We start from the raw sequence: 24964 nt of genomic DNA, 5'->3' as shown, positions 1-24964 counted from the left end.
CGTTCTGCGGATCACCGGCCAACAACCGCCAGCTCACCAGGTTGCCACCGCCCGACCGCACACTCACCACACCGCGATCCAACCGCTCCACCTGCTTACGCCCCGTCGGATCCGACGGGCCAGGGCCCGGGTTCGAAGTCGTGGTCGTCGTCGTGGTGGAAGTCGAGGTCGAGGTGGACGTGGGGCTGACGCCGCCGGTGCACGTGGTGCCGTTGAGCGTGAACGTCGCGGGCACGCCGACCTGGTCGCCGGTCACCGAGCCGTTGAAGCCGAACGACACCGTGCCGCCGGTCGGGATGGCCCGGTTCCAGTCCACATTGGACGCGGTCACGCTCGCGCCGGAGGCGTTGAACACCGCGTTCCAGCCGGTGGCGAAGCGCTCGGAGCCGGGGAACGACCAGGCCAGGGTCCACCCGTCCACCGGGTCGCCGAGGTTGGTGATCGTCACGTTCGCGGAGAACCCGCCCTGCCACTTGTTCTGCACCACGTAGTCGACCCCGCAACCCGGAGCCGCCGAGGCCACGCCGGCGACCACCAGGCCGCCGGTCAGTGCGCTGATCGCCGTAGCGGCGGCGATCGCCCGCACCCTGAACGAGTTCGTGAGCACCGTTGCTCCTTCGTCGCTGATCCTGGGAGCGCTCCCAGATGTGATCCGGGTAACGCCCTCGCCCGCCACATGACAGCACCGCGACAGAGCCGCCGTCAAGGATGAAACGGTTCATTTCTGACTGACCGGACCTGGCCAGACACGGTGAGTCACAAGGTCGGAGCGCGACTGAAGCGGTTCAAAACGCTCACGTGGTGCGGCGACGGGGCCGCTGCACCCGTCTGCTCGACTCCCGCACCACGAGTTCCGGCGCGAACAGCACGTGCTTGTGCTCGTGTTCGGCGGGCGTCATCGTCTCCGCGATCACCAGCTCGGCGGCCGTTCGGCCGATCAGCTGACGCGGTTGGCGCACCGACGTGAGCGGCACGGCAGCGGCGGCGGCGAAGTCGATGTCGTCGTAGCCGACGATCGCGATCTCCTCCGGCACCCGGACGCCGGCGCGCACCAGCACCTGGAGCACGCCGAGCGCCAGCAGGTCGTTGGCGCAGAACACCGCGTCCGGCCGGACCGAGCGGGCCAGCAGCTGCTCGGCCGCGCGCTGCCCGGAGACCACGTTGAGCGCCGGGACCTTCAGCTCCTCCAGCACGCCCTCGTCACGGCCCGCCTTGCGCACCGCGTCCACCGCGCCCTCGTGCCGTTGGCGGGCCTGGTGGATGCGCGACGGCCCGTTGACCATCACGATCCGCTCGTAGCCCTCGGCGAGCAGGTGGGTGACCGCCAGCTCGCCGCCCGCCCGGTCGTCCACGGCCACCGCGCACAGGGTGGGGTCGGAGGTCGGGTGGTCGAGCAGCACCACGGACATGCCGCGGTCGCGCAGCCTGCGCACCGCGGCCAGGTCCGTGTCGACGGGCGTGATCAGCACGCCGTGCACCCGCTGCTCGGCCAGCAGCTCCACGTGCCGGGCCTCGCGCTGCGCCGACTCGTCGCTGTTGCACAGGATCACCGCGTGCCCGGCCTCGCTCGCGGTGTCCTCGACACCGCGAGCGACGTCGGTGAAGAACGGGTTGCCCACGTCGAGCACCACCAGCCCGATGGCGCGCGGCGTGCCGGAACGCAACTGGCGGGCGGCGTCGTTGCGGACGAAGCCCAGCTCCTCGATCGCGCCCATGACCCGCTCCCGGGTCGCCGGCGCGACGACCTCGGGCCGGTTCAGGACGTTGGAGACCGTGCCGACGGACACCTTCGCGCGCGTCGCCACGTCGCGGATGCTCACCGGTGAAACCACCGCGCCTCCTCGGCGGACTGAAGGTGTCGGGAAAAACGGAGTCTATCGACCGGAACCGTTCGGCGGACCCGTATGACCCACGCCGGTCCTAATGCGTGCGGCGTGGGTCAATCCTCCAGCTCATCACCGCGGTCACCGCGCTCACCGCAGGAACGCGGCGGCCACGCCCGCGTCCACGGGGATGTGCGCGCCGGTCGTGTGGGACAGCTCCCCGGCGGTCAGCGCGAACACCGCGTTGGCCACGTGCTCGGGCAGCACTTCCCGCTTGAGCAGCGTGCGCTGGGCGTAGAAGGCGCCCAGCTCCTGCTCCGGCACCCCGTACACGGCGGCACGTTGCGCGCCCCAGCCGCCCGCGAAGATGCCCGACCCGCGCACCACGCCGTCCGGGTTGACGCCGTTGACCCGGATGCCGTGCCCGCCGAGTTCGGCGGCCAGCAGCCGGACCTGGTGCGCCTGGTCGGCCTTGGCCGCGCCGTAGGCGACGTTGTTCGGTCCGGCGAAGACGGAGTTCTTCGAGGCGATGTAGACGATGTCGCCGCCCATCCCCTGCTCGATCATCGCCTTCGCCGCCGCCTTCGCGACGAGGAACGACCCGCGCGCCATCACGTCGTGCTGGAGGTCCCAGTCGCGGGCGGTGGTCTCCAGCAGCGGCTTGGAGATCGACAGACCGGCGTTGTTGACGACCAGGTCGACCCCGCCGAACGCCAGGCACGCCTCGCCGACGGCGGACGTGACCGCTTCCTCGTCGGTCACGTCCGCCACCACGGCCACCGCCGTGTCCGCGCCGAGTTCGTCCGCCACGGCCTTCGCCGCGTCCGCGTCGACGTCCGCCACGACCACGCACGCGCCCTCGGCGGCCAGCCGCCGCGCGATCGCCTTGCCGATGCCCGAACCCGCGCCGGTGACGAAGGCGACCCGGGTGGCCAGCGGCTTCGGCGCGGGCATCCGCTGGAGCTTGGCCTCCTCCAGCGCCCAGTACTCGATGCGGAACTTCTCCGCCTCGTCGATCGGCGCGTACCTCGACACCGACTCGGCGCCGCGCATCACGTTGATCGCGTTGACGTAGAACTCGCCCGCGACCCGCGCGGTCTGCTTGTCCTTGCCGTAGGAGAACATGCCGACGCCGGGCACCAGCACGATCGCCGGGTCCGCGCCGCGCATCGGCGGCGAGTCCGGTGACGCGTTGCGCTCGTAGTAGGCGCGGTAGTCCTCCCGGTACGCCTCGTGCAGCTCGCGCAGCCGGGCCGTCACCTCCTCCAGTGGCGCGGTCGGCGGCAGGTCGAGCACCATCGGCCGCACCTTGGTGCGCAGGAAGTGGTCCGGGCAGGACGTGCCGAGCGCGGCCAGCCTCGGGTGTTCGGCGTGGGCCAGGAAGTCCAGCACCACGTCGGCGTCGGTGAAGTGGCCGACCTGCGGGCGGTCCGCGGACGCCAGGCCGCGCAGCAACGGCGCGAGCGCGGCGGCACGGGCACGGCGTTCCGCGACCGGCAGCGGGTCGTGCAGCTTCGCGCCGAACGGGTCGGGCCTGCCGCGTGCGGCGAGGAACTCGGTGGCCCGCCGGATGATCTCCTGCGACCGCTCCTGGCACTGCGCCGAGGTCGCGCCCCACGCGGTGATGCCGTGCCCGCCGAGGACCACGCCGATCGCCTGCGGGTTCTCCCGGGCGATCGCGGCGATGTCGAGGCCGAGCTGGAACCCGGGACGCCGCCACGGCACCCACAGCACCCGGTCGCCGAACACCTCCTTGGTCAACGCCTCGCCGTCCGCCGCCGCGGCCAGCGCGATGCCCGCGTCGGGGTGCAGGTGGTCGACGTGCGCGGCCTCCACCAGGCCGTGCATGGCGGTGTCGATCGACGGGGCTGCGCCGCCCTTGCCGTGCAGGCAGTAGTCGAACGCGGCGACCATCTCGTCCTCGCGCTCCACGCCGGGGTACACGTCGACCAGGGCGCGCAGCCGGTCCAGCCGCAGCACGGCCAGGCCGCGCTCGGTCAGCGTGCCCAGGTCGCCGCCGGAACCCTTGACCCACAGCAGCTCGACCGGAGCGCCGGTGACCGGGTCGGTCTCCACGCCCTTGGCCGAGGTGTTGCCGCCCGCGTAGTTCGTGGTCGCCGGGTCCGCGCCCAGCTCGTGCGAACGCGCCAGCAGATCCTGTACCTGGTCGTTCACGCGCCCCATCCCGCCTGCTCGCCGCCGACCCGCTCCGCCACGATCCGCTCGCCGTAGCCGGACCGCGCGTAGGCCGCCATCGGATCCGGGTCCAGCCCCATGCCCTCGCGCACGGACGCCACCAGCGGCCGCACGTCGGTGTTGAAGGCGTCCATCAGCACGGCGTTCGCACCCAGCACGTCACCGGCCTGCTGCGCCACCGCCAACGCGTCCCGGTCGACCAGCAGCGCCTTGGCGGTGGCCTCCTGCACGTTCATCACCGACCGGATCTGGCCGGGGATCTTCGGCTCGATGTTGTGGCACTGGTCGAGCATGAACGCCACGCCGGACTCCGCCGCCAGCGCGCCGCCCTGCACCACCTCGAACATGATCCGGAACAGCTGGAACGGGTCCGCCGCGCCGACCATCAGGTCGTCGTCGGCGTAGAAGCGGGAGTTGAAGTCGAACCCGCCGAGCTTGCCCGCGCGCAGCAGCACGGCGACGATGAACTCGATGTTGGTGCCCGGCGCGTGGTGACCGGTGTCGACCACAACCTGCGCTTTCTCGCCCAGTTCCAGGCAGTGCGCGTACGCCGTGCCCCAGTCCGGCACGTCGGTGGTGTAGAACGCGGGCTCGAACAGCTTGTACTCCAGCAGGATGCGCTGGTTCTCCCCCAGCCGCCGGTACGTCTCGTGCAGGGCCTCGGCGAGCCGGTCCTGGCGTGCCCGGATGCTGTCCTGGCCGGGGTAGTTCGTGCCGTCGGCGAACCACAGCTTCAGGTCGCGCGACCCGGTGGCGTCCATGATGTCGACGCACTGCAGCAGGTGGTCGAGGGCCTTGCGGCGGACCACCGGATCGGGCGAGCACACGCTGCCCAGCACGTACGCGTCGTCCTGGAAGACGTTGGCGTTGATCGTGCCGATCGACACGCCCAGGTCGTCGGCGAACTTCGCCAGCTCCGCGTAGTCGGACACCGCGTCCCACGGGATGTGCAGCGCGACCGTCGGCGCCACGCCGGTGAACCGGTGCACGGTGGCCGCGTCCGCGACCTTCTCGTGCGGAGTGCGCGGGACACCGCGTTGCGCGAACACCTTGAACCGGGTGCCGGAGTTGCCGAACGCCCAGGACGGCAGCTCGATCCGCTGCCCGGCCAGGGCCTCCCGCACGCCACCCGCACCGGGTGGTCCTGCGGCGTTTGATCCTGCGGCGTTTGATCCTATTGGGGCATCCACTTCGGACTCCTTCACTGCTCAGTCGAGGTGGAAGACCTCGGTCAGCGGCCTCATGGCCTCGTCGGGCTGCCTGCCGTCCAGCGCGGTGAAGAACTCGGCCATCTCGGCCTGCCACCGGTCGTTCACCTCGCGGTCGCGCATGCCCCGCTGGGCGGCGTCCCAGTCCGGGGTCTCCAGATAGCCGACGAGCAGCCCGTCGTCGGCCAGGAAGAGGCTGTAGTTGCCCCACCCGGTCTCGCGCAGCGCCTCCCGCATCTCGGGCCACACCTCGCGGTGCCGCTCCTTGTACTCCTCCAGCCGCTCCGGGCGGACCCGCAGCAGGAAGCAGACACGTCGCACGCCGACCTCCGGAAAATGAAACGTTTCACAAGAACGCTATGGTTGTCGCGCAAGGGTTGTCAATGGTCTGGACTAATTGCCGCCCTCACGGGTGACGCACGCCGTCGTAGAACGCCACCCGGACGGTGACCTCGCGCTCCTGAGCGGGTTCGAGCACCACGGGCGCGTCCCAGGCGAGGGCGGAGCCGATGCCCTGGTACTGGCCGACGCGCACGAACCACGGGTCCGTCGGCCCGGACACCACGGCCGTCCACGCCCGCCTATTCGGGGCTCCCACCGGGTCGCTGACGACGACCGCGAGCCACGGCGCGGTCCGGCCGTTGACCTCCTCCTCGCCCACGCCGTTGGGGCTGAAGACGCGCACGGACAGCGGGTCGAGCTCGGGCAGCCGCCAGAACCAGCCGCCGTAGCCCGCGCCCGCCCGGCCCTTGCTGCCGGGGCTGTGCAGCACCACGTCGTCCTCGGCGGTCAGCACGCTGGTCCACTCCAGCTCCCAGCCGTCCGGCACCATCCGGCGGCGGACGCGGCGGCGTTCGCGCAGCAGCACCGCGCCGGCCGAATCGCACCACGCCAGCTCGCCCGGACCGGTCTGCTCGACCTGCCCGAGCTCGCCCGGCACGTAGCCCTCGCCGGGCACGTAGTTCCGGCCGCCCCACAGGTTGACCCCGTTGACGTCGGGCAGCGCCAGGCCGATGCCCCGGTGCCACGGGTGGTCGTCCGGGTGCTCACCGGTGACCACGACCCCGTCGAGCGTGCGCACGGGGTGCAGGGCGGGTCGCGGCACGACCAGCGGCAGTTGCACGCTGTCCCAGCCGTACCGGGCCACGGCGCCCAGCGGTGACCACGGCACCTCCAGTTCGGCGAACGTGCGCAGGTGCTCGGCTGCCTTGGCCACCACGTGGTCCACGCCGTCGACGTCGACGCGCCTGCCGTTGCGCCGCAGCCACGCCGGGTCGATCGGCACCGGATCGGGCGCGGTGCGCACGGCCTCCAGCACCCGCATGAACGCGCCGGTCTCGGCCAGGGGCGCGCACAGCGGCACGTCCGGGTCCTTGAGGTGGGCCAGCAGGTTCCGCAGCGGTGTGTCGTGCCGGTACCGCTCCTCGATGCCCTCGATCACGAGGCGGTGCTCGGTGTAGTGCAGTTCGGCGCGTTTGTGGCTGCCGTGCACGATGAGCACCGGTTCCCGGGCGACCTCGGCGCACAGCGTCACCGCGACCACGACGACCGTGCCGTTGCGGGTGCGCAGCCGCAGGCACGAGGTGTCGTCGGCCTCGATGTCGCGGGAGCGGAGCAACTCCAACTCGATGTCGTCGACGTCGTCCACGCCGGTGCTGCCGTCCAGTGCCAGCGCGGTGGCGATGGCGTGCGCGAACGGGTTGGTCAACGCGCCGTCCACGACCGGCACGCCGTCGAGCGTGCGACGGCCCGCCCACGGCGCGCGGGTGTAGTAGGAGTCGTCGCGCGACCACGTGCCGCGCACGCCGATGCCTCGGATCTCGCCCAACGCGCCCGACCGCATCAACAAGGCCAGCCGGTGCACCGCGTGCGAGCCCAGGCTCTGGAAGCCGACCTGGACCAGCCTGCCCTCGGACCGGTCGACCAGGTCGTGCCAGTCGGCCAACGTCGGCGTGGGCGGTTTCTCCAGCAGGAGGTGCGCGCCGGCGTCGAGGACCTGGCGTGCCAACGGCACGTGCGTGTGCATGGGTGTGGACACGATCCCGATGTCCACGCCGCGCATCAGCGTGGACAGGTCGGCGTCCACCGGCCGGTCGCCGATGATCCGACGCGCCTCGCCGTCCAGCGTGCCGACCTCGCACACGCCGGCCAGCCGCACCCGTCCCTCGGCCTCCAGCGCGGCGATCTCCCGCAGGTAAAGACGCCCGTAGCCGGAAGCGCCGGCGAGCACCACGCGCGGCGTCATCGGCGTTCCACCGCGACGGCGGCGAACACCAGCAGGCCCGGCACCACGATGGCGAACGCGGGCGCCTGCGCGACCACCAGCGCCGCCACCACCAGCGCGACGACCAGGTACGCGTACCCGACCCAGTCGCGCGACGGCTCGGCCAGCAGCACGGCCCACCGGTCACCCGGGTTCCACCGCGCCGCCGTCCGCAGCAGCACCAGCACGACGGCGGCCAGCGCCAGCCCGATCACCGGACCCAGCACGGACGCGCCCGGCAGCCCGCCCAGCAACGCCAGCACGTCCAGCGCACCGACCACGAGCAGCACCACCGGGACGAACACCGCGACCGGATCGCGCACCGCCCGCCCCAGCAGCACGGCGAACCGCCGCACGGTGGGCGTGCGGCCGTCGTCCACCAGCTCCCGCAGCAGCACCGCGCCGGCCGCCGCGGCGGGGAGCGCGGTCAGCAGGGGCAGCGCCGCGACGCACACCAGCACGCCGATCAGCAGCACCTCGGCCAGCAGCGCCAACGGGCGCACCCACGGGCTCATCCCCTGCTCACGCGCGCTCATCCCGCACCCCACCTCACCCCTTGATGCCGGACGTCGCCACACCGTCCACCAGGAACCGCTGGAACGCCAGGAAGAACAGGCCGATGGGCAGCAGCGCGAGCACCGACATGGCGAACATCGGCCCGAACGCCGACTGGGTCGCCTGGTCGATGAACAGCTGCAACGCCAGCGGCAGGGTGAACTTCTCCGGGTCGTTGAGGTAGATCAGCTGGCTGAAGAAGTCGTTCCAGGTCCAGATGAAGGTGAAGATCGCGGTGGTGATCAGGGCCGGCCGCAGCAGCGGCAGGATCACGTGCCGGAACACCCCGACCGGGCCGCAGCCGTCCAGCGTCGCCGCCTCGTCCAGCTCCCGCGGCAGCGTGCGGATGAACTGCACCATCAGGAAGATGAAGAACGCGTCCGTGGCCAGGAACTTCGGCAGGATCAGCGGCCAGAACGTGTTCACCATGTCCATCTGCTGGAAGATCACGTACTGCGGGATCAGCACCACGTGCTGCGGCAGCATGATCGTGATCATCATGAACCCGAACATCGGGCCCCGGCCCCGGAAGTGCAGCCGGCCGAACGCGTAGGCCGCGAGCGAGCACGACACCACGTTGCCGACGACCGCGCCCGCCGAGATCATCAGCGAGTTCCAGAAGTAGTGCAGCACGCCGAACTCGCCGACGCCGTCGAACACCTCGGCGTAGTTGTTCCCGGTGGGCTCCCGGGGCAGCAGCGCGAGGGTGGAGATCACCTCCGTCGCGGGCTTGAACGACGTGGAGACCAGCCAGATCACCGGGTACAGCAGCACCAGCAGCACGCCCAGGACCAGGACGTGCCAGACCACCTTCCTGGGCCACACCACCTTCCCGGTCGAGGCCAACGATGTGCTCAACGGTCCTCCCCCGCGTAGAACACCCAGCGCCGGGCGCTGCGGAACACCAGCGCGGTCAGGATCGCGACCACGGCGAGCAGCACCCAGGCCATCGCCGAGGCGTAGCCCATCCGGAAGTCGGTGAACCCGCGCTGGTAGAGGTAGAGCGGGTAGAGCAGGGTCGAGTCGCTGGGACCGCCGCGCCCGCTGCTCACCACGAACGCGCCGGTGAACGCCTGGAACGCGTGGATGGTCTCCAGCACCAGGTTGAACAGGATCACCGGGGACAGCATGGGCAGCGTGACGCTGAGGAACCGGCGGGCCGGCCCCGCGCCGTCGATCGCCGCCGCCTCGTACAGCTCCTTCGGCACCTGCTTGAGCCCGGCCAGGAAGATCACCATCGGCGCGCCGAACTGCCACGCGGCCAGCGCCACGAGCGTGAGCAGCGCGTACTGCGGCTGGTCGACCCAGCCGCCGGTGTCCACGCCGACCGAGGCGAGCACCTTGTCCACCGTGCCGTCGGTGGAGAACAGCGCCCGCCACGCCAGCGCGACGCTCACGCTGGCGCCCAGCAGCGACGGCGCGTAGAACGCCGACCGGTACAGGCCGACGCCCATCCGCGGCCGGTTGAGCAGCATCGCGACCGCGAGCGCCAGGCCGAGCTTGAGCGGCACCGAGATCAGCACGTACTTGGTGGTGACCCAGGCGGCGTGCCAGAACCGCTCGTCGCCGGTGAACATGGTCACGTAGTTCTCGACGCCGATCCAGTTCGGCGGCGAGAACAGGTCGTAGTCGGTGAACGACAGGTACAGCGACGCCGCCATCGGGCCGATGGTCAGCAGGGTCGCCCCGATGATCCACGGCGACAGGAACAGGTACGCCACACCCTGGCCCCGCCGCTTGCGACCGCGGGGTGCGGTCGCAAGCGGCGGCGAGTCGGCGACCTCTGGCCGGCTCGTGCCCGAGGTGCCGGCGAGAACGGACTGGGTCATCCTCAGGACCCCAGCGACTTCTCGGCGTCCTGGATCACGCGCTTGGCCGCGTCGGCGACGCTCACCCGGTTGAAGATCACGTCGTCGTAGGTGCGCTGGAAGTCGCGCTTGATCGCCGACGACCCGGTGGGCCAGGCGCCGAACGCCGGGCCGATCTTGTCCTTCTGCGCCGCCTCGTAGTCGCACACGGCCTTGCTGCCGCCCTCGGCCGTCGCACACACCTGGGCGCGGATCTCCTCGTTCGGCGGAACGCCGCGCGAGGCGCCGAGCAGCTTGCCCGCCTCGGGGTCGTTGACCAGGAAGTCGAGCAGCTTCACCGCCGCTTCCTTGTTCTTGGACCGCTGCGACACCGCGAACGACACCGGCGGCATCGCGGCCATGCCGCTCTCCGCCGCGTCGCTGGGCAGCGGCGCGACCTTGAGGTCGGTGCCGAACGCGCCGAAGTAGCCGGTGACGCCGGAGTCGTAGCCGATCTCCGAGGCGGACTGCTTGGTCACGATGCCGGAGTTCTGCACCGAGCCGTCCATCTTCGTGGTCACCTCGGCGGGCGACACGCCCTTGCCGGCCCGCATCGTGCCGATCATCTCCCAGTACTCGGCCAGCTCGTCGGCGGTGAAGCCGAGCTTGCCCTCCGGGGTGTAGAGCGACTTGCCGTGCTGGTGCAGCCACACCTCGAACCAGTCGATGGCCCAGCCGAAGTCGGTGGTGCCCGCGACCTGGCCCGCCGCGCCGACCTTGCCCATCGCCTCGGCGAACTGCGCCCAGGTCCACTTCTCGCCCGGCGCGGTGGGCACCTTGACGCCCGCCGCCTCGAAGTGAGACGGGACGAAGATCAGCATCTGGGTGGTCGCGCCGCCCGCGACGGCGTACTGCTTGCCGTCGACCTTGCCGCCCTCCAGCAGGTTCGGCGGGATCTTGTCGATCTTCAGGTCCTTGCCGGCGTACTCGCCGAGGTCGGCCAGCACGTTGCGGCCCGCGTACTCGCCGACCGTGGCCCGGTCCAACTGGAGCAGGTCGGGCCCGGCACCACCCGCGACCTGGGTGGAGAGCTTCTGGAAGTACGCGTCGTAGCCGCTGTACTCCGTCTCCACCTTGATGTCCGGGTTGCGCTTCTGGAACTCGTCGACCGCGGCCCTGGTGACCTTGGCGCGGTCCTCGTTGCCCCACCAGACGAACCGCAGCGTCACCGGGCCGTCGGCCGAATCGCCGGCGCCGCAGCCGGACAGCGCTGCGGTCAGCGACATCAGGCCTACCAGCAGGCCTGCCGCCCCGCGGCGAGACACTCGTCCCATCACCCTCACCCCTCGATTGAATCGGTTCAAACAAACTAGGTGAGCCCCATCACGGCGTCAAGGACCGTGTTTCGCGGCCGAAACTCCCCCGTCACCCGGTCTTGCCATTCGTGTTGAAACGGTTCATCGTGTGGCCTCGTCACGCACCTCGCGCAAAGTCGCGCTCCCTGGAGGCCGTAGATGACCCGCGTCCGACCCCTGCTCACCGTCCTGACGGCGCTGGCGTTAGTCCTGAGCACGTCGCCGGTCATGGCCTCGCCTCCCGCGACGGCCTCCCCCGGCGGCCCGCGGCTGGAGCGCCTCGATCGCGGGCTGGTCGCCGCGCGCACCGACGGCGGGGTGTTCCTCAGCTGGCGGCTGCTGCGCCACGAGGTCACCGGCCACACCGGCACCGGTCTGGCCGGTCCGGCGTTCGCGGTCTACCGCGACGGACGCAAGATCGCCACGGTCACCGACAGCACCAACTACCTCGACCCGGCGGGCGGCTCGGAGTACCGGGTGGCGCCGGTGGTCCGCGGTCGGCAGGGCGCGTTGAGCAAGCCCGTGTCGCCGTGGGCGGGCGGTTCCTACGACCTGCCGCTGCGCAAGCCCGCCGACGGCGTGACGCCGGCCGGTGAGGCGTACACGTACTCGGCCAACGACGTGAGCGTCGGCGACGTGGACGGTGACGGCAGCTACGAGTACGTGGTGAAGTGGGACCCGTCCAACTCGAAGGACGTCTCCCAAATTGGTTACACCGGTCCGACTTACGTGGACACGTACCGGTTCGACGGCACCCTGCTGCACCGCGTGGACCTGGGCGTGAACATCCGGTCCGGCGCGCACTACACGCAGTTCCTGGTCTACGACTTCGACGGCGACGGCCGTTCGGAGATGATGATGAAGACCGCGCCCGGCACCAAGGTGACGTCCTACGACCGGGGTGGGAACGCGGTGTCGCAGCGGTACGTGACCATGCCGCGCGAGGACGTGCGGGCGGGTTACTCGCACCGGGACGACTACCGGCTCAGCGCGGCGGGCTACTACGAGCACGTGGTGGAGATGTTCCTCGGCTGGCACGAGCACCCCGAGGTGGTGGCCGGGCGCTGGCCGGCGACGTTGGAGCAGGCGTTCGGCATCGAGCCGCGGTACGCCTACCCGTTGTCGGACGTGGACGCGCGCGCGTTGGCGGACCACTTCATGGACGTCTACGCGCCGAGTCGCAGTGCCCGCAACAACCTGCGGGCGTTCGCCGGGTTCATCGTGGACGGGCCGGAGTACCTGACCGTGTTCGACGGGGCGTCCGGCCGTGAGCTGGAGACGGTGCGGTACGAGCCGGGTCGGCACGACGACGGGCTCATGTGGGGCGACTACGCGTTGGGCCGGATCGAGCCGGGCAACCGGGTGGACCGGTTCCTGGCCGGTGTCGCGTACCTGGACGGCAAGCACCCGTCGGCGGTGTTCGCGCGGGGCTACTACACGCGGACGACGGTGGCGGCGTACCGGTGGAACGGGCGCAGGCTCGTCAAGGACTGGTTCGTGGACAGCGGTTGGGTGCCGATGAGCAACCCGTTCAACTACCCCGTGCACAACCGCGACGGTTCGTCGCCGGAGTACGGGTCGCTGGCCACGCAGGGCGCGCACTCGTTGAGCGCGGCGGACGTGGACGGGGACGGCAAGCAGGAGATCGTCTACGGGTCGTCGACCATCGACCACGACGGGAAGCTGTTGTACAGCTCGTCGGGTGTGCTGCCGCCGGGCAGTGCGAACCCCGGCGCGGTGGAACGGCTCGGGCACGGCGACGCGTTGCACGTGACCGACATCGATCCGGCGCGGCCGGGTCTGGAGATCTACATGGTGCACGAGGGCGCGCGTTCGGCGCCCTACGGCTACGCGTTGCGTGACGCGGCCACGGGTCGGGTGATCTACGGCGCGTACACCGGGGTGGACACCGGGCGGGGCATGGTCGGCGACGTGCTGCCGTCCGAGCCTGGTCTGGAGACGTGGGCGTCGGTGCCGGGCGGTTCGGGCGCGGTGGGGTTGTGGTCGGCGGACGGGCGTCCGCTGTCGACGTCGATCCCGGGGACGAACGCGAGCATCCGGTGGGCGGCCGATCTGACCACGCAGGTGGTGGACGGCGCGCTGGAGGTGACGCCGTCGATCAAGGACTGGCGGCGCGGGACGTTGCTGACCGCCGAGGGCACGCGCACCAACAACCACACCAAGGGCAACCCGTCGTTGGTGGCCGACGTGCTGGGTGACTGGCGTGAGGAGTTGGTGGTGCGCACGGCGGACAGCTCGGCGTTGCGGGTCTACGTGAGCACGGAGGTCACCGGCCACAAGCTCTACACGTTGATGCACGACCCGCAGTACCGGGTGGACGTCGCGCGGCAGCAGACGACCTACAACCAGCCCGCGTACACCGGCTTCTACCTGGCTTCGGACACGGATTGGTCGAAGGTGCCGCGTTAGGGTTCGCGAGTGTTGACCCTCGCCGTCGCCCAGCCGCGCTGCACCCCCTACGACGTGGCCGCCAACGTGGCGGCGCATGCGGAGGCGGTGCGCGCGGCCGGCGCGCGTGTGGTGGTGTTCCCGGAGCTTTCGTTGACGGGGTACCACCTCGACGCGCCGGTGGTGCCGTTCGACCTGGTGGGGCCGCTGGTGGAGGCGTGCGCCGAGACGGGGTCGGTGGCGCTGGTCGGCGCGCCGGTCGAGGGGCCGCACATCGGTGTGCTGGAGGTTTCCGGCGCGGGTGTGCGGGTGGCGTACCGGAAGATGTGGCTCGGCGGCGGGGAGCCGGTGCGCTTCCGCCCCGGTGACGCGCCCGCGGTGGTCGAGGTGGACGGGGTGCGGCTCGGGTTGGCCGTGTGCAAGGACACCGGCGTGCCGCGGCACGCGGCGGACACGGCGGCGTTGGGCATCGACGTGTACGTGGCCGGCATGTTGGAGCACTCGTGGGACTCGGATGTGCTCGGCGACCGGGCGCGGCGGATCGCGGTCGAACACGGTGTGTGGGTCGCGATGGCCAGTTTCGCCGACCGAACGGGTGAAGGGTACGCGTCGACTGCGGGTCATTCGGCGGTGTGGGACTCGTCCGGTGGGACGATCGTATCCGCCGGCACGGCGGTCGACACCGTGGTGAGGGCGGTGATCCCGGCAGGTGCCGCGGACGGAGGGGCATGACCGACGCCGATCTACCCGGTTTCTTCCACGACGCCGACAGGGCCTCGCAGCGCGGTCAGCGGTTGACGCTGATGTGGAGTCGGATTCGGCTGCTCAGCGCGGTCGTGGCGGGTCTCGGCGCGGCGTTGGACTGGGAGCCGAGGGAGAACTTCCACCCGTGGTGGGTGCTGGCGATGGTGGCGTTCGTGGTGGCGCTGGTGGTGGAGATCCTGCTGTGGACGCAGCAGCCCGAGCGCGAGTGGTACGCCGGGCGCGCGGTCGCCGAGTCGATCAAGACGCTGGCCTGGCGGTACGCGGTGGGCGGCGCGCCGTTCTCGGCCGACGTGGCGCGGCCGAAGGCGTTGTTGCAGGAACGCTTGGCGGAGGTGATCGCGCAGGGTGAGCAGCGGCTCCCGCTGGAAAGCGACGACCCGTCCGCCACGCCGGCGATGAACAGCCTGCGGGCGGCGCCGTTCGAGGAGCGCCGGACCACCTACCTGAGGGACCGCGTCCAGATGCAGAAGGCGTGGTACTCGGAGAAGGCGAAGCTCAACCGGCAGCGGGCGGCGCGGTGGCGGATCGCGCTGATCGTCGGCGAGGTGACGGCCGTGGTGCTCGCCGGTGGTCGGGTGTTCGCCGAGTGGGAGATCGACCTGTCGGGCATGCTCGCCGCTGCCGTGGCGGGCGGCGCGGCGTGGCTGGGGACGCGGCGGCACGCGACGCTGGCGACCAGCTACTCGCTGGCCGCGCGCGAGTTGGCGCTGGCGCGGACGAAGCTGCTCGACGCGGACGAGGAGTCGTGGCCGGCGGCGGTGGCGGACGCCGAGGAGGCGATCAGCCGGGAGCACCAGATGTGGCTGGCGTCCCGCCCGGTGGAGAGCTGACCTCGTTCTCCGCCGGCGTCTAGGGTGGCCGGCGTAGAGGTCGCGGTGGTCACCGGGCGGCGCGGGGGTTCGGGCTGGAGATCGCCCGGCGGCTGCGCGCTCGCGGGTACGAGGTCGTCCTGACGGATGTCGACGTCGCGGTGGAGGACGCCGCGCGGTCGGTCGGCGGGCACGGCGTGGTCGCGGACGCGCGTGATCCGGCGGCGCACCGGTCGGTCGTAAAACGGGCGGGTGTGCCGGTGCGGGTGCTCACGTTGTGCCCGGACGCGGCGGACACGAAGCTGCTGCGTGACGTCCGCGACGACCCGGCGTCGGCGATCCTGTTCTCCGGCGGTGGGCTGCTGTCGGCGGTGGGCGTGGCGGAGCGGGCGGTGGCGATGCTGGACGGTCGGCGGCTGGTCCGGGCGGTTCCGGTGTACCGGGCGGGTATGGCGCGGGTCGGTGCCGTGGTGCCGTCGCTGGGGTTGAAGGTGCTGGACGCGCTGCGCCGCTTCGGTGACCGGCGGCGGACCGGGGCTTGAGCGCCGCGTAGTCCTACTCATGCGTCGTCGGCGGGCGGCGCGGGAGACTGGGCGGGTGAACGACCTCGACCAGCGGAAGCGGAAGCGCCCGGGAGTGGCGTTCGCGGGTTTCCTGGTGCCGTGCGTGCTGCTGTCGGCGGTGATGCTCGGCTACCGCTCGGGGTACCTGGCGGCCCTCGGCTGGCGTGGGGGCGAGTACGCGTACGCGTTCATCGGTGTCGCGGTCGGCGCCGTCCTGGTGGGCTGCCTGCTCAAGCTCGTCCGGCCGCCGTGGAACTCGTTCGGTACGGGCATGATCCTCGGGGGTGTCCTCGGTGTCCTGTCCACCATCGCGATCTTCGTGCTGGTCATGATCGCCTTGTCGCGCTGGGGCGGGGTGTCCTGATCCCGCGTCCGGTCACCAGACGGCCGCGGCCAGCACCACGTAACCGGCGTCGAACGAGAGCAGTGCCGAGTGCTTGACCCGCAACCAGGCGGTTCTGCCCTCGGAGGTGGTGAAGCAGTACTGCATGCCGGGGCTCGCGGGCAGAAGCTGGGGTTCGGCGTTGTGCTGGGCGGCGATCGCTTCCGCGCACCGTGCCCGCGCCCCGGCCTCGGGTCCTCCGTCTTTGTGGAAGTCGCCCCCGTTGGCGTGCAGCACGTTGAAATCGTCCAGGTACAGGTCGATGCCACCGGTCGCGCCGTCGGTCTTGCGGCCCTTCGTCCCGCTTGATTCGAGGTCGATGCCGGAGGGGCGGTCCAGGCGCACTTCCCGTGTCGTCGTCTCGGTGGCGATGTTCGACGCGGACGTCGACGAGACCGAGGTGGGGCTGGTAGGAGCCGCGGTCGGTGCCGCACTGGTCGCCGTGGTGGTAGGGGTCGTCGCGACTGTCGTGACCTTGGAATCAGGACCGGCACCCGACGAGTCCGTGAAGTCGGCGTTGACGACGCCGACCCATGTCGCCGTGATGCCGATGACCAGGACGGCTACGACGGTCACCGCACGGAACACCGTCTTGTTCCGCGTCACCACCAGGTAACCGACCGCGGCCAGCGAGGTGACCACGCCCAGGATGATGGCCGCCGCGGCGGCTCCCCCTACTCCCGACCCGCCGACGAGTACGGTCACCACAGCGACGAGATCGGCGATTATCGCCAATCCCGGCGGCACGGACACCCGGAGAAATCGCGTTAAGCCGGAGCCTCCGTGTCGGGGCTCGTCCCCGGGACCGTTCAACGGCACGCCCTTCCGGTACAGCGCCGACGTCCCTCGGCGACTCCCTGTTTTTCGTATACCGACATCGTCCACCGGCACCGCGGGGTTACCGCGATCGCCCGGTCGAGCACTCCTCACATCGTCCGGTGTGGACTGTATGCGGGATCTTCTACGTCACCCGACCGATGTTTCCGCATCAGTGCGGCCTCATCGTGGGTGCATCGCACCGATGCCCGCACAACGACGTGTGCGGCCTCACCGGAAGGTGCACCCGCATGATCCACTCAGTTCACGCCGCACACGCGGACGAGGCAGGGGCCCGAGCCGACACCATGGCCCGGTTCCTGCGCGACGTACCCGTCCCCTTCACCCGCGTGCTGTCCCTGTGGGTGGGCTACCGCCTGCGCCGCGACCCCCGGCAACCCGACACCCCGCACCGCCTCACCCCGCGCCAGGCCCACCTGCTCGGCTTACCGCCGACCACGGAGGTGACCCGGCGCGAGGGCTACCTGGTCCCCCACCTGGGCGACAACGGCCCCCGCCTCGCCGCGATCACCGCGCTGGTGCACCAGCGCGCCCTCGAACTGGACGAGCCGAGACGCGAGGACCTCGCCCGCGGCTACACCCCGCTCGGCGTGCTGCTCACCGAAGCGCGCCGGGCCACCCACTACGCCACCACCAGCCGCATGCCCGACGACCCGGACTTCGCCGACCCGCTGCCGGACGAGCCCGACGACGTGCCCGCCCTGTGGTGCCAGGCCACCCTGCTCAGCGCCGGCCGACCCGTGGCGCTGGTCCGGGAGACCGTCTACGAAGTGGTCTTCACCGGCCGCCGGCCACCCGACCTGTCGTCCTACCTGACCCCGGCGCCGCCCCGTCTGGTGTCCTGATGCGTGCCCGGACCTGCGCGCTCGCGGCGACCACCGTGGCGGCGGGGTCCAGCGGGTACGTGGTCGCGGCGGTGCTCACCGAGGTCGCCGCCGACCACGGGGTCACCACGGCCGCGGCGGGTCAGACGATCACCGTGTTCGCCCTGGCGTACGCGATCGGCTCGCCGCTGCTGGCGATCCTGACCGCGCGCGTCGAACGGCGTGCCCTGCTGGTGGCCGCTCTGCTGGTCGCCGCGCTGGGCAACGTCGGCGCGGCGCTCGCACCGTCGTTGGACCTGCTGCTGGTCGCCCGTGTGCTCACGGCGTGCGGCGCGGCGCTGGCCACCCCGGCGGCCACCGCGGTCGCCGCCCAGCTCAACCCCGACCACAAGGCCAGGGCGATGGCCGTGGTGACCGGCGGGCTGACCGCCGCCACCCTGCTCGGCGTGCCCGCCGGGCGGTTCGTCGCCGACCTGTACGGCTACCGGGCGGCGTTCGTGCTGGTAGCGGTGCTGTGCGTGGCCGCGGCGCTGGTCGTGCGGGCCGCCGTGCCGCGCGTCCACCCGGGACCGGTGGTCGGGTTCCGGCAACGGCTGGCGCCGCTGGCCGACCCGCCGGTGCAACGGCTGCTCGCCGTGTCGCTGCTGGCGTGCCTGGCCACGTTCAGCGTCTACGGCTACCTCGGGCCGATCACCGGTCAGGCCCCGGACGGCGGTCACCTGCTCGCCTACGGCGTCGGCGGGGTGCTGGGCAACGCGATCGGCGGCCTGGCCGCAGACCGCCACGGTCCCCGCACGCCGCTGCTGGTGGCTCTGGGCGGCTGCGCCGCGGTGCTGGTGCTGCTGCCGGCCGCGTTGACCGGACCGACCGCGTTCGTCGTGATGGCCGCGTGGGGCGCGTTGTTCTGGGCGTTCAACCCGCCCTTGTTCGCGGCGCTGGTGGCGTTGGACCCGGATCGGGCGAACCTCCTGCTCGCCCTGAACGCCTCCGCCATCTACACGGGCATCGCCGGCGCCGGTGTGCTCGGCGGCGCGGTCGACGCCCCGGTCGTCCCCCTCGTGGGCGCCGCCGTCGCCGTCGCGGCCACCGCGATCGCCGCCACGTCCCGGGAGAGGAGGCTGGTGACGCGCTGATCGGCGCGATCCGGGTCAGGTTGCCCGCGTGGCCGGAAAGGTGCCTTCGGTGGAACTGGAGGTCGGGGACCGCACCGTGCGGGTATCAAGCACGTAGATGTGGGGTCGATCCCACCACGTGCAACGGCACAGCAGACCTCGTGACGGAGGTCCATCCGGTCGGCGAGGAGTTGCCGGTGTCCCGGACGCTGCTGTCCGGGACACCGGGTTCGGCCGGCGGTGGTTCGGAGGTGACCACCTGTGCAACGCCGCCTCGGGGCGGATGTGGAAACGTCCCTATCGTCAGAGCCGTTGAGTGTCCGCGCCGGTGCCAAGGTGGTCGAGTCGCGGCGAGCCGCCGGGGGCTGCGACATCGGCGGGATCGTCTCCAGCCAGCTCGGCCACAAGTACGCCGACGAGCTGTACGGCATCCACATCGGCTCCGGGCTGCCGCTCGACTTCTTCACCGGCCCCCGCGCCTGGGACTTCGCCCGGAATCGGCCCCTCACCGACGACCAGCCCGCCGACGTCCGCGCCCGCATCATCGAACTGGACCACCGCTCGGCGTCCCACCTCGCCGTGCACATGCTCGACGGCGCCACCCTGGCCCACGGGCTGAGCGACTCACCCGCCGGACTGCTCGCCTGGCTGCTGGAGCGCTGGAACGCCTGGAGCGACAACGGCGGCGACGTCGAGTCCGTCTTCACCAAGGACGACCTGCTCACCCACGCCACGATCTACTGGGTGAACAACTCCATCGCCACGTCGATGCGTTACTACGCCAACGCCAACCGCTACCCTTGGACCCCCGCCCACGACCGCACCCCGGTCGTGCAGGCCCCGGTCGGCCTCACCTTCGTCACGTACGAGAACCCGCCCGGCATCCACACCGCCGACGAGCGCGTCCGGGCGTTCAAGACCGGCCCGCAGGCCGATTGGTTCAACCACGTCAACGTCAACGCCCACGACCACGGCGGCCACTTCATCCCTTGGGAGAACCCCGACGCCTGGGTGAGCGACCTGCGCCGCACCTTCCACGCCCGCAGGCCCTGAACGACCCTGCGGGCTCGTCTGGCGACGGGCCAGGCGAACATTGCGTGGCGGGGTGTGCGCGTCGGTCGACCAAGCGGAGTTCTTTGGTGCCCGCTCTCGGCGATGCCGCAGCTGCGTGATTATTTTCGGTCAACACTGAAGCGATGATGACGATCGTCGCCTACGGCGAACCATTCGACGACGGCGGCGAGCTGGCCCTCCTGCAACAGACGAAGTGGAATTCCTCGACCAGACAGGCACATCCACGATGTCGCCCTACGTGTGCCGCACTGGTCGCTCCCTCGACGCCGAGGCGGGGGCAGCGCGCGGCGCCCCGACTCGCCGCGCGTGCCACGCCCGACCCCGGCGCGGTACGGTAGCGGGGTGACCGAGCCCGGGCCCGAGGAGCGCGACACCGACGCGACGACATCGCGGGCGGGTTTCGGCGAGCGGTTGGCTGCTCGGCAGTCGCATCCCCTCCGGGTTGGCCGGCTGGCGATCCTGGAATACCACCTGGGCGGGCCCCCGGCAGCCGAGGTGCTGAGCCAGGTCAGCCAGTGCCTGTACGGCGACACTCCCGCGCCCAGGGCCGCCGGCTGATCCGTGGTCGGTATCAACGGCTGGGTGTTCGACACCCAGGTCATCGCCGCGTTCGCCTTGCGTGACCCCTACGCCGAAGCCGTCGTGTGGCTGGCGGTGCAGAACAACGACGTCATCATCGTGCCGGCGCTGGCGTTGTCGGCGGCATTGACGCGGATTCCCCCGGCCTCCGTAAGCCAGGACGCGCACGATGCACTCGCGGTACTCCTGTCATTGGCCGAGGTCGACGTCGTGGACGCCGCCCGCAGTTACGGCCTCGCCGATGTGCGGGCACACGCCGACAACCCCGACGACATGGCCCGCGATCCCGAGCTCCTGGTCGCCGCCCACGTGGTTTCCGTCGCAGCCGACCACGATTTCCCGGTAGTGACCGACGACATGGCGCGCATCCACGCACTCGACCCGCGACGCGAGGTCAAGCTGCCCTGGCGGCGTCCGCCCCGGGCATGACCACGTTGTGAGGCATCATCGGTGTCGGCGTCGGGATCCTCCAAGGGGCCCAGTTCCTCGGCGCAGGCACCGGCCACTCTGCCCGGCGACGCCGGGGAGGTGTACCGGGCGGTCGAGAGCTCGGCCGCCGTCCAGCACGCCTTCGCCAACCGGTTCTCGGCCAGGATCGGGTCTGGAGGTCCTCCGAACACGCCTTGGACGTGCTGAACCGGCTGGCGAAGGCGCTGGACGAGGATGAACTCACCCGATAGCGGTGGTCGCCAGCACGGGGTTCGGATCCGGGTAGCCGTTGGACGGCGCGTTGACCGGGAACCCGAGCGCGAGGACGACAGCCGTGAAGGACAGTCCGGGGTCGCCGTAGCTCGTGCCGCCGAGCTTCGCGGTGATCGTTCCCGAGGACCCGGCGGTGAGGTTGAGGGTGAGGGTAGGCAGCTCGAAGGCGGCGCCGCCCTTGATGGGGCCGGCCAGCTTCAGCACGACCGTGCTGCCCTCCAGCGCGACCGTGGGCTGTGTGCCGCCCAGCCCGGAGCCGCCGGAGAGCGTGGCCGAGCGGTAGGTGGAGTTGGCCGGGACGGGAACGCGGAGGGACAGGTTCTTGATCTCCCGCACCTGGTAGCCGCCGGTTTCGGAGGGCACCTGGTTGGGCGCGGGGTCGATCACCACGGTCACCGCGCTGCCGGGCGCGGCCGTGGCTGGTGCGACGGCATCCACCGTCTGGGTGACGGTGAAGTCGACCGTCTGACCGACCGCGCTGCCGCGCATCTTGTAGGTGACGGTCTGGGTGTCAGCCGACGCGGTTCCGCCGAAGAGCAGCATCGGCACCACTGCCAGAGCGGCGATTCCAGTGAGTTTCATGGCGTCCTCTCCTTTGAGGGCGAGGGCATCCTGCGCGACTGCGGCACCCCCTGACTACTCGTGAGTAAGTTTCACGTCAACACTTCACAGTTCACAAATGGTCATCACCGACTGTGAAAACGCCAGGTCGACAGGCACGGCGACGACGCCTCGCCGTAGCGGTGCAGCACGAGTTCGGCCGCCCTTCGGATCCGTGCCCGCGACGCCGCCGGGAGGCTCGACTGTGCCGAGCCTGCCCGACAGCGCGATCTCGCGGGCGAGGCGCGCCCTAACCCGAAAGCGGTCGAAGTGTCAGGCGCAGCACCGTCGGAGCGGCGAGCAGGCGGTGCTGAGGCAGCACCCCGGGACCGCAGGAAGCCGAGCCGAGGCCTTGGTGCGCCGCGTCCACGTTGAGGAACACCTCGCCGCGGTCACGCAACTCGTGGGTGTGCCGCGCGGCGTCGAGGTCCTCGGTGGTCCACCGACGCACGGTGAGGTCGAACACCGGGTCGCCCTCGATCCGCAGCCCCGCGCCGTCGGCGGCCCGGAGCTCCGCCCAGCGGACGTCCACCCGGTTGCCGTTCTCCTGAGGGAACACGTACGGGGTCTGGAGATCGTCCACTGTCGCCTCGTGGCGACCCACGCGGGCCGCTTGGCGCATGTCGCGGTACGCCTCGCCCGGCCCACGCCCGTACCACCGCACCGTGTCCACTTCGGACAGCAGCCTGAACCGCAGGCCGATCCTGGGCAGCGGGCAGGGCCACGGTCCTTCCGGCACGGCGGTGAGGGTCAACCGCAGACCGTCCCCGTCCGGCTCCCACGTGTACGTCGCCCGCACGCCGAGATCGGTGGCCGCGGGCGCGACGCGCGTCGTCACGACCAACCGGTCCGCGTCCCGCTCGACGTCGACGAGTCGGTGCCACAGCCGGTGCAGCCCGATCTTGCGCCACGCCGCGTCCAGCGACTTCTCGCCGTGGCCGCGATCGTTGTCGGTCGTCGCGCGCCACAGGTCCAGGAGCGGACCGTGCAGCGCCAAGTCGCCGAGCCTGGTCAGGCGTCCGGTGTCGGCGTCGAAGTCGGCGTCGAAGTCCGCGTCACCGTGCGTTGCGGCGGTGCCGGCCACCACCACCGGGGCCGGCGCGACCAGCCTGGCCTGCCCCCACGCCACCTCGTGCCCGGCGTCCGCCCACGGCCCGTCCTTCGCCAGTACCGCACGCACCGTCAGCCACGTCTCGGCACCGGTCGTGGGTAGGGCCGGCAGCGCAACCGTGACGGTCCGGCCTGCGGGCACCGGCTCGACATCCAGGGCGCCACCCGTCACGCGCACCCCCTCCTCCTCCACCGACCACTCGAACACGAGGTGGGCGGTGTCGGCGAAGTCGTGGCGGTTGGTGATCTCGACCTCCCCGGTCCGCGGCGTGATGCGAACCGGCTCGATCACCTGCTTGTACTCCACCAGGCCCGGCGACGGGGTGCGGTCGGGGAAGACCAGGCCGTCGGCGATGAAGTTGCCGTCGTGCAGGGGTTCGCCGAAGTCCCCGCCGTAGGCGAACCAGGTGCGTCCGTCCTCGGTGAGGCGCCGGATGCCGTGGTCGATCCACTCCCAGACGAACCCGCCCTGGCACCGCTCGTAGGTGTCGAACAACTCCTGGTATTCGGCGAGCCCACCGGGACCTGCGCCCATCGCGTGCGCGTACTCGCACAGGATGAACGGCAGCGCGCGCCGGTGCGCGTCGTGCGCCGGGTCGTCCGTCGGCGGCTCGGCGCGCCTGCCGATGGCGTCCACCTCGGCGTGCGACGGGTACATGCGACTGTAGACGTCCACATAGGACGAATCGAAGTCGCCCTCGTAGTGGATGGGCCGGTTCGGGTCGCGCCGGCGGGCCCAATCGGCCATCGCCGCCAGGTTGCGGCCCGTGCCCGCCTCGTTGCCCAACGACCAGATGACGACACTGGGGTGGTTCTTGTCACGCTCGACCATGCGGCGCATCCGGTCCAACAGCGCCTCGGTCCACCGCGGGTCGTCACTGGGGTTGCCGCGCCAGCCGACGAGGAAGAACCCGTGCGTCTCCAGGTCGCACTCGTCGATCACCCACAGGCCCAGTTCGTCGCACAGCGCGAGGAAACCGGGGTGAGGCGGGTAGTGACTGGTGCGGACGGCGTTGATGTTGTGCCGCTTCATCAGCTCGACGTCCCGGCGCATGACCTCCGGGGTCATCGCCCGCCCGCGGTCGGGGTCCCACTCGTGTCGGTTGACGCCGCGGAACTGCACCCGCTTGCCGTTGACGGTCAGCACGCCGTCGACGACGCGGACCGTGCGGAAGCCGATGCGCACCGCCACGCGCTCGCCCGCGCTGGACAGCTCGCCGTGGTACAGGCGCGGCGTCTCGGCCGTCCACGGCTCCACACCGGCGACACGGTGCTCCGTGTCCGCGGGAACGTCGACCAGCCCCAGCTCGGGCACGGTGAGCCGGGCGGGCGCCGACGCCTCCACGCGCAGCACGCCCTCACCGGTGACGTGGTCGAAGTCGGCGTGGACGAAGAAGTCGTCCAAGCAGCCCTCGGGTCGGGCGATCAGGCGCACCGAGCGGAAGATGCCGGACAACCACCACATGTCCTGGTCCTCGACGTAGCTGCCCGAGGACCATTGGTGCACGCGCACCGCCACGACGTTGCGACCGGGTTCGAGCAGCGCGCCGACGGCGAACTCGGTGGGAAGGCGGCTCCCCTTCGCGTGTCCCAGTTCCCGACCGTTGAGCCACACCTTGAAGCACGAGTCGACGCCGTCGAACCGCAGCACCGCGTCGGTCCCGGTCGGCCAGTCCTGCGGCAGGTCGAAGGCCCGGCGGTACTCGCCGGTCGGGTTCTCGTCGGGGACGTGCGGTGGTTCCACCGGGATGGGCATGGCCTGGTTGGTGTAGGCGGGCGCGCCGTAACCGTGCAGTTGCCAGTGGGCGGGCACGGGTAGGTGGTCCCACGCGGTGTCGTCGAAGTCCGGGGCCTGGAAGCCCTCGGCACCGGCACGCGCCGTGGGCACGAGTTGGAACCGCCAGTCGCCGTCCAGGTCGACCGAAGGTGCGTCGGAGGTAGCCGTCGCACGTGGCGGCAGGTACCCGGATCCGGGAGTCGGGTCGGTGTAGTAGGGCAGATCGACCAAGAC

Annotated in this window: 23 protein-coding genes; 10 read left to right on the top strand and 13 right to left on the bottom strand. The window is 71.2% G+C overall.

All coding sequences use genetic code 11. The features are described from left to right. The 10 genes from FM051_RS46040 to FM051_RS45995 form a co-directional block, all read right to left on the bottom strand. Positions 1–607: cellulose binding domain-containing protein (locus FM051_RS46040; RefSeq protein WP_202919417.1), on the bottom strand; the 607-nt coding region annotated here is incomplete at its 3' end. Between the two features lie 187 nt (positions 608–794). Beyond that, entirely contained in the window at positions 795–1832 is a 1038-nt protein-coding gene (locus FM051_RS46035) for a LacI family DNA-binding transcriptional regulator (protein WP_158853590.1), read from the bottom strand. A 141-nt stretch (positions 1833–1973) separates the two neighbouring features. Continuing rightward, the gene (locus FM051_RS46030) at positions 1974–4007 is read right to left on the bottom strand and encodes a bifunctional aldolase/short-chain dehydrogenase (protein WP_158853588.1); all 2034 of its coding nucleotides are present in this window, start codon (positions 4005–4007) and stop codon (positions 1974–1976) included. Continuing rightward, complete coding sequence (gene rhaI, locus FM051_RS46025; RefSeq protein ID WP_158853586.1) at positions 3995–5143, bottom strand: L-rhamnose isomerase; 1149 nt, start codon at positions 5141–5143, stop codon at positions 3995–3997. The genes FM051_RS46030 and rhaI overlap by 13 nt, the downstream gene beginning before the upstream one ends. A gap of 84 nt (positions 5144–5227) precedes the next feature. Next, positions 5228–5548 carry an L-rhamnose mutarotase gene (locus tag FM051_RS46020; protein ID WP_158853584.1) on the bottom strand — a complete coding sequence of 107 codons (321 nt, stop codon included), beginning with the start codon at positions 5546–5548 and terminating at the stop codon, positions 5228–5230. A gap of 85 nt (positions 5549–5633) precedes the next feature. Beyond that, positions 5634–7472: a DUF6807 family protein gene (locus FM051_RS46015; protein WP_158853582.1), complete on the bottom strand. Its 1839-nt coding sequence runs from the start codon at positions 7470–7472 to the stop codon at positions 5634–5636. Next, positions 7469–8026, bottom strand: coding sequence for a hypothetical protein (locus FM051_RS46010; RefSeq protein WP_238413151.1), 558 nt, complete (start codon positions 8024–8026; stop codon positions 7469–7471). Before FM051_RS46010 ends, FM051_RS46015 begins: the two co-directional genes overlap by 4 nt. A 13-nt stretch (positions 8027–8039) precedes the next feature. Next, on the bottom strand, positions 8040–8870 hold the full coding sequence (locus FM051_RS46005; protein ID WP_158853600.1) for a carbohydrate ABC transporter permease: 831 nt from the start codon (positions 8868–8870) through the stop codon (positions 8040–8042). A 29-nt stretch (positions 8871–8899) separates the two neighbouring features. Then, entirely contained in the window at positions 8900–9874 is a 975-nt protein-coding gene (locus FM051_RS46000; protein WP_158853580.1) for a carbohydrate ABC transporter permease, read from the bottom strand. A 2-nt stretch (positions 9875–9876) separates the two neighbouring features. Then, positions 9877–11166 (bottom strand): ABC transporter substrate-binding protein, encoded by a 1290-nt coding sequence (locus FM051_RS45995; protein ID WP_158853578.1) that lies wholly within the window; start codon positions 11164–11166, stop codon positions 9877–9879. Positions 11167–11346: 180 nt separating this feature from the next. Between FM051_RS45995 and FM051_RS45990 the strand changes: the two genes are divergently transcribed. The 5 genes from FM051_RS45990 (at position 11347) to FM051_RS45970 (ending at position 16097) form a co-directional block, all read left to right on the top strand. After that, positions 11347–13617, top strand: a complete 2271-nt coding sequence (locus FM051_RS45990; protein WP_158853576.1) for a rhamnogalacturonan lyase — start codon at positions 11347–11349, stop codon at positions 13615–13617. A gap of 9 nt (positions 13618–13626) precedes the next feature. Beyond that, the gene (locus tag FM051_RS45985; RefSeq protein WP_202919416.1) at positions 13627–14328 is read left to right on the top strand and encodes a carbon-nitrogen hydrolase family protein; all 702 of its coding nucleotides are present in this window, start codon (positions 13627–13629) and stop codon (positions 14326–14328) included. After that, a complete protein-coding gene (locus tag FM051_RS45980; RefSeq protein WP_158853574.1) occupies positions 14325–15191 on the top strand; it encodes a DUF4231 domain-containing protein in 867 nt (288 codons plus the stop codon). The genes FM051_RS45985 and FM051_RS45980 overlap by 4 nt, the downstream gene beginning before the upstream one ends. Positions 15192–15331: 140 nt before the next feature. Further along, the gene (locus FM051_RS45975) at positions 15332–15712 is read left to right on the top strand and encodes a hypothetical protein (RefSeq protein WP_158853572.1); all 381 of its coding nucleotides are present in this window, start codon (positions 15332–15334) and stop codon (positions 15710–15712) included. 55 nt (positions 15713–15767) lie between these two features. After that, positions 15768–16097, top strand: a complete 330-nt coding sequence (locus tag FM051_RS45970; RefSeq protein WP_158853570.1) for a hypothetical protein — start codon at positions 15768–15770, stop codon at positions 16095–16097. Positions 16098–16109: 12 nt separating this feature from the next. Here the strand turns inward: FM051_RS45970 and FM051_RS45965 are convergent, their stop codons facing one another. Then, positions 16110–16820, bottom strand: coding sequence for a hypothetical protein (locus FM051_RS45965; protein ID WP_158853568.1), 711 nt, complete (start codon positions 16818–16820; stop codon positions 16110–16112). A 362-nt stretch (positions 16821–17182) separates the two neighbouring features. Here FM051_RS45965 and FM051_RS45960 point away from each other — a divergent pair, with 362 nt between their 5' ends. From FM051_RS45960 to FM051_RS45940, 5 genes are all read left to right on the top strand, one after another. Next, positions 17183–17797 (top strand): hypothetical protein, encoded by a 615-nt coding sequence (locus tag FM051_RS45960; RefSeq protein ID WP_158853566.1) that lies wholly within the window; start codon positions 17183–17185, stop codon positions 17795–17797. Next, positions 17797–18909 carry an MFS transporter gene (locus tag FM051_RS45955; RefSeq protein WP_158853564.1) on the top strand — a complete coding sequence of 371 codons (1113 nt, stop codon included), beginning with the start codon at positions 17797–17799 and terminating at the stop codon, positions 18907–18909. Before FM051_RS45960 ends, FM051_RS45955 begins: the two co-directional genes overlap by 1 nt. A 291-nt stretch (positions 18910–19200) precedes the next feature. Continuing rightward, positions 19201–19941, top strand: a complete 741-nt coding sequence (locus FM051_RS45950; protein WP_202919415.1) for a hypothetical protein — start codon at positions 19201–19203, stop codon at positions 19939–19941. Positions 19942–20304: 363 nt separating this feature from the next. Continuing rightward, positions 20305–20520, top strand: a complete 216-nt coding sequence (locus FM051_RS45945) for a hypothetical protein (RefSeq protein WP_158853562.1) — start codon at positions 20305–20307, stop codon at positions 20518–20520. 24 nt (positions 20521–20544) lie between these two features. Beyond that, entirely contained in the window at positions 20545–20970 is a 426-nt protein-coding gene (locus FM051_RS45940; RefSeq protein ID WP_158853560.1) for a hypothetical protein, read from the top strand. A gap of 240 nt (positions 20971–21210) precedes the next feature. On the opposite strand, the gene FM051_RS45935 is transcribed toward FM051_RS45940, so the two are convergent. Both FM051_RS45935 and FM051_RS45930 read right to left on the bottom strand, forming a co-directional pair. Next, a complete protein-coding gene (locus FM051_RS45935) occupies positions 21211–21825 on the bottom strand; it encodes a cyclase (RefSeq protein WP_158853558.1) in 615 nt (204 codons plus the stop codon). A 268-nt stretch (positions 21826–22093) separates the two neighbouring features. Further along, positions 22094–24961, bottom strand: a complete 2868-nt coding sequence (locus FM051_RS45930) for a glycoside hydrolase family 2 TIM barrel-domain containing protein (RefSeq protein WP_238413149.1) — start codon at positions 24959–24961, stop codon at positions 22094–22096. Positions 24962–24964: the final 3 nt, after the last annotated feature.

The sequence above is a fragment of the Saccharothrix deserti genome (genome assembly GCF_009769385.1).
GTDB lineage: Bacteria > Actinomycetota > Actinomycetes > Mycobacteriales > Pseudonocardiaceae > Actinosynnema > Actinosynnema deserti.
This window is presented reverse-complemented; position numbering and strand designations above follow the sequence as displayed.